At 60.4% G+C, this 16377-nt stretch carries 11 protein-coding genes; 1 reads left to right on the top strand and 10 read right to left on the bottom strand.

The annotated features are described in order from the left end of the window. Positions 1 to 61 precede the first annotated feature (61 nt). A complete protein-coding gene (locus BFP90_RS13535) occupies positions 62 to 3088 on the top strand; it encodes a dermonecrotic toxin domain-containing protein (RefSeq protein WP_065896985.1) in 3027 nt (1008 codons plus the stop codon). A 3-nt stretch (positions 3089 to 3091) separates the two neighbouring features. On the opposite strand, the gene ispD is transcribed toward BFP90_RS13535, so the two are convergent. The 10 genes from ispD to lpxB all read right to left on the bottom strand — a co-directional run bounded on the left by ispD (position 3092) and on the right by lpxB (position 16376). Continuing rightward, positions 3092 to 3802, bottom strand: a complete 711-nt coding sequence (gene ispD / locus BFP90_RS13530) for a 2-C-methyl-D-erythritol 4-phosphate cytidylyltransferase (RefSeq protein ID WP_065893379.1) — start codon at positions 3800 to 3802, stop codon at positions 3092 to 3094. Next, positions 3799 to 4077 (bottom strand): cell division protein FtsB, encoded by a 279-nt coding sequence (gene ftsB, locus BFP90_RS13525; RefSeq protein WP_057723188.1) that lies wholly within the window; start codon positions 4075 to 4077, stop codon positions 3799 to 3801. The genes ispD and ftsB overlap by 4 nt, the downstream gene beginning before the upstream one ends. Positions 4078 to 4248: 171 nt before the next feature. After that, positions 4249 to 5538, bottom strand: coding sequence for a phosphopyruvate hydratase (eno, locus tag BFP90_RS13520; protein WP_065880069.1), 1290 nt, complete (start codon positions 5536 to 5538; stop codon positions 4249 to 4251). Positions 5539 to 5694: 156 nt separating this feature from the next. Continuing rightward, on the bottom strand, positions 5695 to 6540 hold the full coding sequence (gene kdsA, locus BFP90_RS13515) for a 3-deoxy-8-phosphooctulonate synthase (protein ID WP_065886101.1): 846 nt from the start codon (positions 6538 to 6540) through the stop codon (positions 5695 to 5697). Between the two features lie 5 nt (positions 6541 to 6545). Next, the gene (locus BFP90_RS13510) at positions 6546 to 8177 is read right to left on the bottom strand and encodes a CTP synthase (RefSeq protein WP_065886100.1); all 1632 of its coding nucleotides are present in this window, start codon (positions 8175 to 8177) and stop codon (positions 6546 to 6548) included. A gap of 273 nt (positions 8178 to 8450) precedes the next feature. Beyond that, complete coding sequence (gene tilS, locus BFP90_RS13505; RefSeq protein ID WP_065896983.1) at positions 8451 to 9770, bottom strand: tRNA lysidine(34) synthetase TilS; 1320 nt, start codon at positions 9768 to 9770, stop codon at positions 8451 to 8453. Positions 9771 to 9932: 162 nt separating this feature from the next. Further along, on the bottom strand, positions 9933 to 10880 hold the full coding sequence (locus BFP90_RS13500; RefSeq protein ID WP_065886098.1) for an acetyl-CoA carboxylase carboxyltransferase subunit alpha: 948 nt from the start codon (positions 10878 to 10880) through the stop codon (positions 9933 to 9935). A 128-nt stretch (positions 10881 to 11008) separates the two neighbouring features. Next, positions 11009 to 14530, bottom strand: coding sequence for a DNA polymerase III subunit alpha (gene dnaE / locus BFP90_RS13495; protein WP_065896982.1), 3522 nt, complete (start codon positions 14528 to 14530; stop codon positions 11009 to 11011). 77 nt (positions 14531 to 14607) lie between these two features. After that, positions 14608 to 15240, bottom strand: coding sequence for a ribonuclease HII (rnhB, locus tag BFP90_RS13490; protein WP_065896980.1), 633 nt, complete (start codon positions 15238 to 15240; stop codon positions 14608 to 14610). After that, positions 15237 to 16376, bottom strand: a complete 1140-nt coding sequence (lpxB, locus tag BFP90_RS13485; protein ID WP_065896978.1) for a lipid-A-disaccharide synthase — start codon at positions 16374 to 16376, stop codon at positions 15237 to 15239. Before lpxB ends, rnhB begins: the two co-directional genes overlap by 4 nt. Position 16377 lies beyond the last annotated feature (1 nt).

Genomic DNA, 16377 nt, shown 5'->3' with positions numbered 1-16377 from the left:
GCCCGTGTATTGCCTGGTTAGCGGTCAATAGCCGCTTTGACTGCACAAACCAGGCAAGCCGATGACGTCCAACGCCCAACAGCTCCAGCATATCAATCACTTTGTCCGCAAGGTCCTGGCGGACTTTCCAGTGCCCAGCGCCATTGCCGCTCAATTGCTGTGTGAGCATCTGCAACCGTTCAGCCAGGAAACACTGGATCCGGACACCACATTCCTGACCACGCTTGAATACAACACCGACCACCCCAACGCGGCGTATAACGCACAGATCGTCCAATCCATGAGCCTGACCGAGGCCATGATCTGCAATGCCCCCCATGCCCCAGGCGGCATGATCAACACCACGGGTTTTTCCACCACCGCGCCTTACTTCACGATCGTGACCGAACTGCCGCGCCTGATGGATAACCGCATACCGCAAATGTTCAACGAAGAGTTCATTACGTCCGGCTGGATACCGCCCAGGCGTTATGAAGCGCTCTACCGGCAAAGCGACCCTCAGGTCTACGATCCGACTACCCAATTGGCGATTGCGCCTGCCGTTCTCAGGAGGGTCATCGATTCAAGCCACTTCGAACACACCTACGACAAGGCCGTCACACTGTTCTGGGACGAGCATCGGGACAACTACACCACCCTGATGCGTATCGCATTCACCAAGGCCTACCTCCATCAGTACGCAGAATTCACCCTCACCCTGGCAGAACGGCAGCTGGCCGCCCGAGCGGCAGGTATCGGCGTCGACAAGGACGCCGGCAACCTGACCCTCGAAGACTTCCAGGCGCCCTACTCACCGGATGCAAACCTGACCGTACGGGTGCTGCGCATCCATCAATTCGAAGCCACCGACATCCTCACGATTACCGACAACCAGAGCCAGATCACGCTGGCGTACATCCCGGGAAACTCCTCGCCCATCCATGGTTTCAATACCCCGAAAGACATGCGCAGTGCGCTGGTGAAACTGGCCGGGGATCCGACCCTGCGCAAAGCCCTGACCAACCACTTTGAACCCGACTCGGTTGACTCCGGCCTGCTCTACAGGGGTGTCGAGGAAGCATTGATCGGCATGGCGATGTACCCGAAATCCTCCAGCCCTCCCGGTTTTTTCAACAGTTTGTTGCACAACGGCTATTGGGACCCGGAGCAATACATCAATAACCCGCTGTATCCGGCGCTCAGAAGTGACCCATTTGCGTTCATCGCACGCCAGATCCGCACTCGCATTGCCAAGCTGGCGGCAAAAACCATTGTCTCGCCTCTGGACACGTTCAAGGCCGATACCCTCGACGTTCTGGAAAAGGCCTGCATGCTGGCGATCCCCGTGGCGCTGACCATGGGCGCGGCGTTGCTGGCGGAGTTTTGCTTCGTGACATCGGGCTTGACTGCAATGGCCATCGGCGCCGATGACGTGATCAAGAACAAACCCCACGCCGTCGAGCGCATTGTGTTCGGCGCCTTGAACGCGCTCCCGGTGGTTATCCACGGCATCGGTAAAGGGGTGAGCAATTTTGAGACGTTGCGACCTGGGCTTGGCCAGGCCACGCGGGCAGAGGAAGGCCAGATCAGTGTCCGGGTCATGACTGAAGCCCCCGCGTCGGCCGAAACCGAGACTCGCCCCCTGATCGCTACGACCGCCCCCAGTGGCTTGCAGAGCGTCAGGATTCAGGGCGAGACCTTCCTGACCTACAAAAAACCGAATGCCGGGGGCCTTTTCGAGTTATTCGTAAACAATCCAGAAGCCCCGGAAAAGATCCAATCCACCGGTCTCTACGCGATTCAAAGCGCCGACCTGCAATGGCGACGTGCCGGGCTGGCCGGAGGCGGGGCATTTCGCAATGCCTGGCAACGGGTTTACACACTGTTCGGCGGCGCCGAGAACGCAAGCTTCTTCAGCCTCTACGAGATGCCTGCGCACGTTCGCGAGACGCTCGTGGAAATGCTCACTGACACCAGCTTGTTTTCGGAAGACTTCGAACCCGTCGGCACGGCTGCACAATCGATCAACAGCACCCGGAAACTGTTTTTCGAGAAAAGAAGCCAATTAAACCGCGATTCGGCGATCTTCTTTAACCGCCTGCCCTATTCACCCCTGCAGCCGGTACTCCCGCGCTTGAGCTTGAACGAGCCGCAGCAAAGCATTATCGAGAAATTGCTGCGCGCCAGTGATGGCCTCGTGATCGGCGAAAGCCACAGCGCCGAATCGAGCAAAGCCTTTCTGATCGACAACATGCAGCTACTCGCCAGCCAGGGCGTCAAACGCCTCTACTTCGAACATCTGCTGACGGATGTGCATATTCCGATGCTGAGGGCGTTTTACCGGTCCAAGAACGCACCGATGGCCGAGGAGCTGACAAATTTTCTGAACGGGATCTACCCATTGCCCCAAAACCGTTATTACTCATTCAGACACGTCGTGAGCACAGCCCGAGACGCCGGGATCAAGGTTCAGCCGATCGACTGCATCGTGAGCTACATACTTCGCGATATGCGCGACAGCAGGGGCACCCTGCGCCAGCGGATGATGAACTATTACGCCACCGAGGTGATCCAGTGGGTCCAGACCTTCAAGCGCAGACCCGGAAAATGGATCGCACTGGTGGGCGATACCCATACCAATACCTTCAAGGGTATCCCTGGGCTGGCAGAACTCACCGGCAGCATCGGCCTGCGGATAGAAGATAGAGTGGGCGCCCAACCTTTAGGCATCGAAGTCGACCCGGGGCGCACTGCCAGCCTGGGCCTCAATAAAGGGGAAGGCACAGTCAAAGCCAATCTGGTGTTGCGCGTTGATCCTGCCGTCTTGCAGTCTTCAGTGGAACCACAGCCCGGCCCTTCGCACAGTCGAGTGATGTCGTCGGCCGAGACATTGCTGACGCAACCGGGCCAATTCACGCTCCGCGAGGCCAGCCACATTGACTATCGGTCCCGACGTGGGGAACTGCGCAATGTCAGGATCAATAGCCAGAAGGGCCGGTACTTCATCGAGGCGTCCGGCTGGTCTATCGACCAGAAGCCATTCGACAGCATTGAGGCATTGGTCAGCGAGCTGAGAACCCAGCCCGGGATGCGGCAAGTCTACCGCTAAGGGTCAGGACCCTTGATAACCCCGGCGCTGACGCAGCCATTCGAGGTCTTCGGGGCGGGTGACCTTGATGTTGTCCGCACGCCCTTCGACCAGCCGCGGCGCCTGGCCGGACCATTCCATGGCCGAGGCTTCGTCGGTGATCATGGCATCGGCAACCAGGCTGTCGGCCAGGGCGCGGTGCAAGGCACCCAGGCGGAACATCTGCGGCGTGTACGCCTGCCAGATCAGGCGACGGTCGACGGTTTCCACCACGCGGCCCTGCTTGTCGACACGCTTTAAGGTGTCGCGAGCGGGCACCGCCAGCAGACCGCCCACCGGGTCGTCCGCCAGTTCAGCCAACAGCTTGTCGAGGTCGTCACGGTTCAGATTGGGCCGCGCGGCATCGTGCACCAACACCCAGTCGTCATCACTGGCGCCCAGGGCGTTGAGATGCAGCAGCGCGTTGAGCACCGAGCCCGAGCGTTCCGAGCCACCGTCCGCACGCTGGATACGCGGGTCGGTGGCGCACGACAGGGTGGGCCAATAGGGATCATCGACAGCCAGACTGACCACCAGGCCCTTGAGCGATGGATGGTCGAGAAAACAGCCGAGGCTGTGTTCGAGAATAGTGCGCCCGCCCAGTTGCAGGTATTGCTTGGGACGGTCCGCGGCCATACGGGCACCGACGCCCGCGGCAGGAATCACGGCCCAGAAGGCCGGTAAATCAGCGTTCATTGGGCCAACTGGTAGAGGGTCTCGCCCTCCTTGACCATGCCCAACTCATGGCGAGCCCGCTCTTCAACGGTCTCCGTACCTTTTTTCAGCTCCAGCACTTCAGCATCGAGGACGCGGTTGCGCTCCAGCAGGCGTTCGTTTTCGGCGTGCTGGTCGGCAATTTGCTGGGTCAGCTCTTCCACCTGCGCAAAGCTGCCATTACCGACCCATAGGCGGTACTGCAGGCCAGCCAGCAACAAGAGCAAGACGAGGAACAACCAATTGGGACTGCGCATCGAAATCCGGGTATCCAGTGAAAAAAGACCGTCATGCAAACCTTTTGCAGCAACTGATAGCACGAAGCCTGGAAAAACCAGGCTTGTGCTTGTCAGTCAGCAGATTAGCGCCGAAATGCCCACTGTCGTGAGATTTCCGACGCAATCCGCCGACTTTTTACCATTTACTGCTCAGCCGCGAAACTCGCCGCGACCGTTGTACTTGGCTTTACCCGCCAATTGCTCTTCGATGCGCAGCAATTGGTTGTACTTGGACACACGGTCCGAACGGCACAGGGAACCGGTCTTGATCTGGCCCGCCGAGGTCCCCACGGCCAGGTCGGCAATGGTGGAATCTTCGGTTTCGCCGGAGCGGTGGGAGATCACGGCAGTGTAACCCGCAGCCTTGGCCATCTGGATGGCTTCCAGGGTTTCGGTCAGGGTGCCGATCTGGTTGAACTTGATCAGGATCGAGTTGGCGATCTTCTTGTCGATGCCCTCTTTCAGGATCTTGGTGTTGGTCACGAACAGGTCGTCGCCTACCAACTGGATTTTCTCGCCGATCTTGTCGGTGAGGATTTTCCAGCCGTCCCAGTCGGACTCGTCCAGGCCGTCTTCGATCGAGATGATCGGGTAGCGCTCGGTCAGGCCCTTGAGGTAGTCGGCGAAACCTTCGGAGTTGAACACCTGGCCTTCGCCGGACAGGTTGTATTTACCGTCTTCATAGAATTCGCTGGCGGCGCAGTCCAGGGCCAGGGTCACGTCGGTGCCCAGCTTGTAGCCGGCGTTGGCCACGGCTTCGGAGATCACTTTCAGTGCATCTTCGTTGGACGCCAGGTTGGGCGCGAAACCACCTTCATCACCCACCGCAGTGCTCAGGCCACGGGCCTTCAGCACAGCCTTGAGGTGATGGAAAATCTCGGTGCCCATGCGCAGGCCTTCGGAGAAGGTCTTGGCGCCCACTGGCTGCACCATGAATTCCTGGATATCGACGTTGTTATCAGCGTGCTCGCCACCGTTGATGATGTTCATCATCGGCACCGGCATCGAGTACACGCCCGGAGTGCCGTTCAGGTTGGCGATGTGCGCGTACAACGGCAGGTCCTGATCCTGGGCAGCCGCCTTGGCAGCGGCCAGGGAGACGGCGAGGATCGCATTGGCGCCGAGGCTGCCTTTGTTTTCGGTGCCGTCGAGCTTGATCATCGCGTGGTCCAGGGCTTTCTGGTCCAGCGGGTCCTTGCCCAGCAACAGATCACGGATCGGGCCGTTGATGTTGGCTACTGCCTTGAGTACACCCTTGCCCAGGTAACGGCTCTTGTCGCCATCACGCAGTTCCAGCGCTTCACGGGAACCTGTGGAAGCACCGGACGGCGCGCAGGCGCTGCCGATGATGCCGTTATCGAGAAGCACATCGGCTTCGACGGTGGGGTTGCCACGGGAGTCGAGAACTTCACGACCTTTGATGTCGACGATTTTTGCCATTGTTGTAAACACTCCAAAGTTGACGAAAACGACGCAGCTGAAGGAAATCTTTTGACCGACCGCAAGGGTGGAACAACAGGGCAGGCTTGCAGACGACAAGGCCCAGGCCTGGGGCCTGAGCATAAAGCGTGGGAAATTCTACCGGAGAAACGCCGCTTACGCGGTCTCTACCGTCGGAAAACTCTTGACCAGCTCGTCCAACTGCTTGAGCTGGGCCAGGAACGGCTCCAGCTTGTCCAGGCGCAGGGCACAAGGGCCGTCGCACTTGGCGTTGTCCGGGTCCGGGTGGGCTTCCAGGAACAGGCCGGCCAGGGACTGGCTCATGCCCGCCTTGGCCAGGTCGGTGACCTGGGCACGACGCCCACCGGCGGAGTCCGAGCGACCACCGGGCATTTGCAGCGCGTGGGTCACGTCGAAGAACACCGGGTATTCGAACTGTTTCATGATGCCGAAACCGAGCATGTCCACCACGAGGTTGTTGTAGCCGAAGCTCGAACCACGCTCGCAGAGGATCAACTGGTCGTTACCCGCTTCCACGCATTTGCTCAGGATATGCTTCATTTCCTGAGGTGCGAGGAACTGGGCTTTCTTGATGTTGATCACAGCGCCGGTCCTGGCCATCGCGACAACGAGGTCGGTCTGGCGCGACAGGAAGGCCGGCAGCTGGATGATGTCGCACACCTCGGCAACCACGGCAGCCTGCTCAGGCTCGTGGACGTCGGTGATGATCGGCACGCCGAAGGCTTGCTTGATGTCCTGGAAGATCCGCATGCCTTCTTCGAGACCCGGGCCGCGATAGGAGGTCACTGACGAACGGTTGGCCTTGTCGAAGCTGGCCTTGAACACATAAGGGATACCCAGTTTCTGGGTAACCCGCACGTACTCTTCACAGACCTGCATCGCCATGTCGCGGCTTTCCAGCACGTTCATGCCGCCGAACAGCACCATGGGCTTGTCGTTGGCAATTTCGATGTCGCCTACGCGAATGATCTTCTGGGCCATCAGGGTTATGCCTTCTTCTGATGTTGCGTCAGTGCAGCTTTGACGAAACCGCTGAACAACGGATGACCGTCGCGCGGCGTCGAGGTGAACTCAGGGTGGAACTGGCAGGCCACGAACCACGGGTGATCCGGCGCCTCGACCACTTCAACCAACGCGCCATCGCCGGAGCGACCGGAGATTTTCAGGCCGGCCTCTTTGATTTGCGGCAGCAGGTTGTTGTTCACTTCGTAGCGATGACGGTGACGCTCGACGATCACGTCCTTGCCGTAGCAATCGTGAACCAGCGAGCCCGGCTCCAGCAGGCAATCCTGCGCGCCAAGGCGCATGGTGCCGCCCAGGTCGGAGCTTTCGGTACGGGTTTCGACGGCGCCGGTGGCGTCTTCCCACTCGGTGATCAGGCCCACGACCGGATGGCCGCTGGTGTGATCGAACTCGGTGGAGTTGGCGTCTTTCCAGCCCATCACGTTACGGGCGAACTCGATAACGGCCACTTGCATGCCCAGGCAGATACCCAGGTAAGGCACCTTGTTCTCGCGAGCGTATTGCACGGCAGTGATCTTGCCTTCCACGCCACGCAGGCCGAAACCGCCGGGAACCAGGATCGCGTCCACGCCTTCAAGCAGCGCGGTGCCCTGGTTCTCGATGTCTTCGGAATCGATGTAGCGCAGGTTGACCTTGGTACGGTTGCTGATGCCGGCGTGACTCATCGCTTCGATCAGCGACTTGTACGCATCCAGCAGCTCCATGTACTTGCCGACCATGGCGATGGTGACTTCGTGCTCAGGGTTGAGCTTGGCATCGACCACCGCTTCCCACTCGGACAGGTCCGCGCCATTGCATTGCAGGCCGAAACGCTCGACCACAAAATCGTCCAGGCCTTGCGAATGCAGGATGCCCGGGATCTTGTAGATGGTGTCGGCGTCTTCCAGGGCAATCACCGCACGTTCTTCAACGTTGGTGAATTGCGCGATCTTGCGACGCGAGGAAATGTCGATCGGGTGATCGGAGCGGCATACCAGCACGTCCGGCTGCAGGCCGATGGAACGCAGTTCCTTGACCGAGTGCTGGGTAGGCTTGGTTTTGGTTTCGCCGGCGGTCGCGATGTAGGGCACCAAGGTCAGGTGCATCAGCATTGCGCGCTTGGCGCCGACTTCGAAACGCAACTGGCGGATGGCTTCGAGGAACGGTTGGGATTCGATGTCACCCACGGTGCCACCAATCTCGACCATCGCCACGTCGGCATCGCCCGCACCCTTGATGATGCGGCGCTTGATTTCGTCGGTGATGTGCGGGATCACCTGGATGGTTGCACCCAGGTAGTCACCACGGCGCTCCTTGCGCAGCACGTGCTCGTAGACGCGGCCGGTGGTGAAGTTGTTGTTCTGGGTCATGGTCGTGCGGATGAACCGCTCGTAGTGGCCCAGGTCCAGGTCGGTCTCGGCGCCGTCATGCGTGACGAACACTTCACCGTGCTGGAACGGGCTCATGGTGCCCGGGTCGACGTTGATGTACGGGTCCAGCTTGAGCATGGTGACTTTAAGCCCCCGCGCCTCCAGGATGGCCGCCAATGAAGCGGAGGCAATGCCTTTCCCCAATGAAGAAACAACACCGCCCGTGACGAATATGTAGCGCGTCATGAAAAACCCTAGAAGTCTGCGTTAAAGCGGTCCGAGCCGCCGGGGAAAGCGAAGAGAGGCCGAAGCCCCCGATCACCTGCATTAATCACAGTGCACCTTTCAAAAAAACCGCCGCGTTGTGACAGACCAGCAATGGAACACCGGTACGTTGATCGCTACACATTTTTTGGAATCGCCCAGCAAAGACTGCTTGGTAATCGGCAACTGCTGCGATTCAGGCGAATCCACAGAAGTTGTATCAAGAAGGGAGCGTAGTCTACCGGAAAGGCGCTATCAGCTCAAACCTTGATCGCAGGTCTGCGGCAACCAATCTAATTGCCCGTGATCTGCCGACCCGGCCCATGGCCCCGCGATGGTTGGGACAGCCAGCAATTGCTCACCCCGGTAGACCAGCGGCAATCTGCCACGGACAAAGCCGGGCACGCCACTTTCGTTGAGCAGGCGCTTGAGGTCGCGACGACCTCGCCCCGGCACGTCGATGACTTCGCCGCCCTGCCGATAACGGATCACCAAAGAACCTGAAGGTGCCTCGCCGACAAATCGAAGCTGACCATTGCCAGGTAACTCCAGTGGGTTTCGCGGATCGGGCCAGCTTACCGATGCGTCGGAGAATTCGGACCAAATAGAAGGCAACCACCAGATGCGCTCGCCGCAACGGTGTAACTCGCCGTCGGCCAGGCGCCATACGGGCTGTGCATCGCCCTTGGCATCGCGCAGGGAACACCAGCCGGCCCAGTGATCGCTGTCGGGCAGGCGGGTCAGTGGGTTCAGCCAGTGACGCAGGGCGTTGCGCTGGCGGGCGTCGGAAAGCTCGCGCAAGGGCGCCAGGGCCAAGGATGGCAAAAGCAACCAGGGAAACGCTGAAGGCTGATCGGCGGCGTTCAGGTCCATGTGCGCCAGCTCATCGAGCAGCCCCTGGGCTTCGTTGAGGTGTTCGGCAGTACGGGCCAGACTTGAGGCTGCCTGGGGCCAGCGCTGCGTAAGCAATGGAAATACTTGATGGCGCAGATAATTACGGGAGAAGCGTGGATCAGCGTTCGAAGGGTCTTCGATCCACTTCAAGTGATGTTGGTGGGCGTAAGCTTGCAGCTCGCCACGGGCCACCTCCAGCAGCGGCCGCACCAGATGCCCCGCCGCCAACGTACGATGCGCAGGCATTGCGGCAAGCCCGCGCACACCCGCACCGCGCAGCAGGCGGAACAACAGGGTTTCGGCCTGATCGTCGCGATGCTGGCCGGTGAGCAACACCTCCCCTGCCCCGATCACCCCGGCGAAGGCCAGATAACGTGCGTCACGAGCCGCGCGCTCAAGGCTGGCACCGGGTGGTACTTGCACGCGCAGGATGCGCAAGCGCACGCCCAGGCTGTCGCAGACCGACTGGCAATGAGCGGGCCACGCATCGGCGGCCGCTTGCAGGCCATGATGAACATGCACGGCGCAGAGGGGCGGTAATGTTTCGGACTTTGCCAGGGTGGCCAGAAGATGCAGCAGCACGGTGGAATCGAGCCCACCAGAGAACGCGATGTGCCAGGCCGGGGCATTGCGCCAGGGGGCCAGGGTTTTCAGAAGTCGGGCCGGCAGGATTGATTTCATCACAGGTTACCGCCGCAAATCTGAAATACGTCCGTCAAGCATACACAAAGCAAATGTGGGAGGGGGCTTGCCCCCGATAGCAGTGGGCCAGTCAACAGATGCAGTGACTGACACTCAGCAATCGGGAGCAAGCCTCCTCCCACATTAAGTGACGGCGTCGGCTTAGAGGCCGTAGCTCATCAGGCGCTCATAACGACGGGCCAGCAGCGCTTCGTTATCGAACTTCTTGAGCATTGCCAGTTGCGCGCCCAGCTCGGCGCGGATGGTTGCCGCAGCGGCAGCCGGGTCACGGTGTGCGCCGCCCAGTGGCTCGGCGATCACTTTGTCCACGATCCCCAGGCCTTTGAGGCGGTCAGCAGTGATGCCCATCGCTTCAGCAGCGTCCGGCGCCTTTTCGGCGGTTTTCCACAGGATCGAGGCGCAACCTTCCGGCGAAATCACCGCGTAGGTCGAATATTGCAGCATGTTCAACTGGTCGCAGACGCCAATGGCCAGTGCACCGCCGGAACCGCCTTCACCGATCACAGTCGCGATGATCGGGGTTTTCAGGCGCGCCATGACGCGCAGGTTCCAGGCAATCGCCTCGCTCTGGTTGCGCTCTTCGGCGTCGATCCCAGGGTAGGCACCCGGCGTGTCGATGAACGTCAGGATCGGCATCTTGAAGCGCTCGGCCATTTCCATCAGGCGGCACGCCTTGCGGTAGCCTTCCGGACGCGGCATGCCGAAGTTGCGACGCACTTTTTCGCGCACTTCACGGCCTTTCTGATGACCGATCACCATCACCGGCTGGTCGTCCAGGCGAGCGATACCGCCCACGATGGCCGCGTCGTCCGAGAAGTGGCGGTCGCCATGCAGCTCGTCGAATTCGGTGAAGATATGCTGAATGTAGTCCAGGGTGTACGGACGGCGCGGGTGGCGGGCCAGGCGCGCGATCTGCCAACTGGTCAGCTTGCCGAAGATGTCTTCGGTGAGCGTGCTGCTCTTGTCTTGCAGGCGGGCGATCTCATCGCCGATATTCAGCGAATTATCGTTGCCGACCAGGCGCAGCTCTTCGATCTTGGCTTGCAGGTCAGCGATCGGCTGTTCGAAATCAAGAAAATTCGGGTTCATAAGCGTCCGTCTTGGGTCGACGGCCAAGGGGTGCCTGGCCAGCCGGTTGTCTATTCGCGCCCTACCTTAAGGGAGAGGCGCGGTTAGGTCGAGATTAAATGTTCAGCCGAGGTCAGGGGTGCTGACCGTCAACGGTATTGGAGGAAGACGTTGTCTCGCCCGAACTGGTCACGCAAAGCTTGAATCAAGCCGTCAGCCGGATCAATTCGCCAGGTCTCGCCAAACTGCAGCATGGCCTTGGCGTCATTGCCGGTGTACTCCATGGTCACCGGGCATGCGCCACGGTGACGCTTGAGCAGGTCACCCAACCAGCGTAGCTGATCGCCCTTGAGTGCCTCGGTCTTGACCTTCAGGCGCAGGCTTTCGGCCAGGTTTGTGCGTGCATCTTCCATGCTCATCACCCGCTTGATGCGCAGGCGCAGGCCACCGGAGAAGTCGTCGTTGCTGACCTCCCCTTCCACCACCACCATGGCGTCGGTCTGCAGCAGCGACTGGGCGGAGTGGAACGCGTCGGCAAACAGCGAGGCTTCGATCCGGCCCGAGCGGTCATCGAGGGTGATGAAGCCCATCTTGTCGCCTTTCTTATTTTTCATCACACGCAGGGCGATGATCATGCCGGCGACGGTCTGGGTATCGCGCGCCGGTTTCAGGTCGATGATGCGCTGGCGAGCAAAACGGCGAATCTCGCCTTCGTACTCGTCAATCGGGTGACCGGTGAGGTACAGCCCCAAGGTGTCTTTTTCGCCCTTGAGACGTTCCTTGAGGGTCAGATCCTTGGCCTTGCGGTGGTTGGCATACACATCCGCGTCTTCTTCGACGAACAACCCGCCAAACAGGTCGGCGTGGCCGCTGTCATGGGTACGGGCGGTCTGTTCGGCAGCCTTGATCGCTTCTTCCATGGCGGTGAGCAACACCGCGCGATTGCGGTCGATATTGGCCTGGTAGGCCTTCGGCTCGTCATGGAAGTACGGGCCAAGACGGTCCAGCGCGCCGCTGCGGATCAGGCCGTCGAGGGTACGCTTGTTGATACGCTTGAGGTCGACCCGCGCGCAGAAGTCGAACAGGTCCTTGAAGGGCCCGTCCTGGCGCGCTTCGGTGATGGCTTCCACCGGGCCTTCACCGACTCCCTTGATCGCGCCGAGGCCATAAATGATGCGGCCTTCGTCGTTCACCGTGAACTTGAACTCCGAGGCGTTCACGTCCGGCGCGTCGAGGCGCAGCTTCATGGTGCGCACTTCCTCGATCAAGGTCACGACCTTATCGGTGTTGTGCATATCCGCCGAGAGTACCGCCGCCATGAACGGCGCCGGATAGTGGGCTTTCAGCCAGGCGGTCTGGTACGACACCAGGCCATAGGCGGCGGAGTGGGATTTGTTGAAGCCGTAACCGGCGAACTTCTCCACCAGGTCGAAGATGTTACCCGCGAGGTCAGCGTCAATATTGTTGGTGGCGCAGCCCTCAATGAAACCGCCGCGCTGCTTGGCCATTTCCTCGGGTTTCTTTTTACCCATGGCGCGACGCAACATGTCCGCACCGCCGAGGGTGTAGCCCGCCATGACCTGGGCAATCTGCATCACCTGTTCCTGATACAGGATGATGCCGTAGGTCGGCGCCAGTACCGGCTTGAGGCCTTCGTACTGATAGTCCGAATGCGGGTACGCCAGTTCGGCGCGGCCGTGCTTACGGTTGATGAAGTCATCCACCATGCCGGACTGCAACGGCCCAGGACGGAACAGGGCCACCAGTGCGATCAAGTCTTCCAGGCAGTCGGGCTTGAGCTTTTTGATCAGCTCCTTCATGCCCCGGGATTCAAGCTGGAACACTGCCGTGGTTTCGGCTTTTTGCAGCAGGCTGTAGGTCGGTTTGTCATCCAGCGGGATGAACGCGATATCCAGCGGCTCCTCGCCCACCTTGGCGCGGTCGCGGTTGATGGTCTTGAGCGCCCAGTCGATGATCGTCAGGGTGCGCAGGCCGAGGAAGTCGAACTTCACCAGGCCGGCCGCCTCCACGTCATCCTTGTCGAACTGGGTAACCAGGCCGTCACCTTCTTCGTCGCAGTAGATCGGCGAGAAGTCAGTCAGCTTGGTCGGCGCGATCACCACGCCGCCGGCGTGCTTACCGACGTTACGCACCACGCCTTCGAGCTTGCGCGCCATGTCCCAGATTTCGGCGGCTTCTTCATCGACCTTGATGAAGTCGCGCAGGATTTCTTCCTGCTCGTAGGCTTTTTCCAGGGTCATGCCGACTTCGAACGGGATCATCTTCGACAGGCGGTCGGCCAGGCCGTAGGACTTGCCCTGCACCCGGGCCACGTCGCGGATTACCGCCTTGGCGGCCATGGAACCGAAGGTGATGATCTGGCTCACCGCATTGCGGCCGTACTTCTCGGCCACGTATTCGATCACCCGATCGCGACCGTCCATGCAGAAGTCGACGTCGAAGTCGGGCATGGATACCCGCTCCGGGTTCAGGAAGCGTTCGAACAGCAGGTCATATTCCAACGGGTCAAGGTCGGTGATTTTCTGCACGTAGGCCACCAACGAGCCCGCACCTGACCCCCGGCCCGGACCTACCGGTACGCCGTTGTTCTTGGCCCACTGGATAAAGTCCATCACGATCAGGAAGTAGCCGGGGAACCCCATCTGGATAATGATATCCAGCTCGAAATTCAGCCGGTCGACGTAGACCTGGCGTTTGGCCTCATAGTCTTCAGTAGTGTCTTTGGGCAACAGGACGCGCAGGCGATCCTCTAGGCCGTCGAACGACACCTTGCGGAAGTACTCATCAATGGTCATGCCATCGGGAATCGGGAAGTTGGGCAGAAAGTGCTTGCCCAGCTTCACTTCGATGTTGCAGCGCTTGGCGATTTCGACCGAGTTTTCCAGGGCCTCGGGCAAGTCGCTGAACAGTTCGGCCATTTCCTCGGCGCTTTTGAGGTACTGCTCTTCGCTGTAGTTCTTCGAGCGGCGCGGGTCATCCAGGGCGCGGCCTTCGCCGATGCACACGCGCGTTTCGTGGGCTTCGAAATCTTCCTTCTTGATAAAGCGCACATCGTTGGTCGCCACCAGCGGCGCACCCAGCTTGTCGGCCAGGGCCACGGCGGCGTGCAGATGCTCTTCATCGTTGGGACGATTGGTGCGCTGCACTTCGAGGTAGAAGCGGTCAGGGAAGACTTGCATCCATTCGCGGGCCAGCACTTCGGCTTCCTGCGGACTGCCACCCAGCAGCGCGATACCGATCTCGCCCTCCTTGGCGGCCGAGAGCATGATCACGCCTTCGCTGGCTTCGGCCACCCACTCGCGCTCGATGATGATCGAGCCATTGCGCTGACCATCGATAAAGCCACGGGAAATCAGCTCGGTCAGGTTGCGATAACCCACGCCGTTCATCGCCAGCAGGCTGATGCGGCTCAGCGGGTTATCCGGGTCCTTGTTGGACAACCACAGGTCGGCGCCGCAGATCGGCTTGATACCTGCGCCCATGGCGTTTTTGTAGAACTTGACCAGGGAGCACATGTTGTTCTGGTCGGTAACCGCCACCGCCGGCATGTTCATGCCCACCAGGGTCTTGACCAGCGGCTTGATCCGTACCAGGCCGTCGACCAGGGAGTATTCAGTGTGCAGGCGTAGATGAACGAATGAAGCCGGCATAGTGATCCTGTGCAATAACTTGGAAACGACAAGGCCCGGGATTGTACCGGGCCTGGAGCAAAACATCAGCCTCGCGACTACACCTCGCTGAGGCTCTCGCGCAGCTCATAAGCCTGGCGCACCGGGGCGAACGAGCGGCGGTGGATCGGCGTAGGACCGAGTCGCGCCAGGGCTTCCAGATGAACGGGCGTTGGGTAGCCTTTATGGCCGCCCATGCCGTAGCCCGGGTAAACCAGATCGAAAGCCGCCATTTCGCGGTCGCGGCTGACCTTGGCCAGAATCGACGCCGCCGCAATCGCCGGCACCTTGCTGTCGCCCTGGACCACGGCCTCGGCGCGCATCGCCAGTTTGGGGCAACGGTTACCGTCAATCATCGCCAGCCTGGGCGTGATATGCAGCCCTTCAACCGCGCGCTGCATGGCAAGCATGGTGGCGTGCAGGATGTTCAACTCGTCGATTTCTTCGACTTCCGCCCGGGCGATATGCCAGCTCAAAGCCTTTTCACAGATCTCGTCATAGAGTTTTTCACGACGGGCTTCAGTGAGTTTTTTCGAGTCATTCAGGCCCAGGATCGGACGGTTCGGGTCGAGGATCACCGCCGCCGTTACGACCGCACCGCACAACGGGCCGCGTCCGACTTCGTCGACACCCGCCACCAATTCGTGGGCTTGTGCAACCAGGCTGAAATCCAGGCCCATCTGCGTGCTCATAAGGCTTCCTGTTTGTGGCCGATCAGCTCCAGCACAGCATCCGCCGCCTGGTTCGAGGCATCACGGCGCAAGGTGCGGTGAATAGCGTCGAAACCACGGGTCTGCTCGGCGCCGTCGTCAATCAAGGGTAGTAGAGTTTGCGCCAGCGCTTCGGGCGTAGCATCGTCCTGCAACAACTCCGGCACCAGCAACCGTTGGGCCAGCAGATTGGGCAATGAAATATACGGGCTCTTGACCATCCGCTTGAGAATCCAGAAAGTCAGCGGCGCCAGGCGATAGGCCACTACCATCGGACGCTTGTACAGCAGGGCTTCCAGGGTCGCGGTACCCGACGCGATCAATACGGCGTCGCAAGCGGCCAGGGCCAGATGGGACTGACCGTCGAGCAGGGTCAGCGGCAGGTTGCGCCCTTGCAGCAGTGTTTCAATTTGCGCGCGGCGCTGCGGGCTGGCGCACGGCAGCACAAAACGAACGCCTGGCTTGAGTGCCTGCAGACGTTCGGCGGCATCAAAAAACAGGCTGCCCAGTCGTCCGACCTCGCCCCCTCGGCTACCCGGCATCAGTGCGACCAGCGGGCCGGCAACCAGCCCCAGTTCGGTACGCGCCGCGTCACGGTCAGCCTGCAAAGGAATGGCATCGGCCAGGGTATGGCCGACGAACCGCACCGGCACGCCCTTCTCTTCGTAGAATCTGGCCTCGAACGGCAGCAAGGTCAGCATCAAGTCGCAGCCTTCGCGAATCTTGAGCACACGCTTTTGCCGCCACGCCCATACGGACGGGCTGACATAGTGCACGGTCTTGATCCCGGCCTGGCGCAGCTTGAGTTCGATGTTGAGGGTGAAGTCCGGGGCATCGATACCGATAAAGACGTCGGGCCTTTCGTCGATCAGCGTCTGGATCAGCAGCTTGCGCCGCGCGAGCAATTCACGCAGGCGCCCCAGCACTTCGACCAACCCCATGACCGACAGGCGCTCCATCGGAAAGTAGGAGGTAAGGCCTTCAGCCTGCATCAAGGGGCCGCCGACGCCGATAAACTCGATGGCCGGGTGCCGGGCTTTCAGCGCCCGCATCAGGCCGGCGCCGAGAATATCGCCGGAAGCTTCCCCGGCGACCAAGGCGATACGCAACTTGGCCATG

Source organism: Pseudomonas sp. 24 E 13, assembly GCF_900004715.1.
GTDB lineage: Bacteria > Pseudomonadota > Gammaproteobacteria > Pseudomonadales > Pseudomonadaceae > Aquipseudomonas > Aquipseudomonas orientalis_A.
Note: the sequence above shows the minus strand (reverse complement) of the source record. Positions and strands in the feature narration are given on the sequence as shown.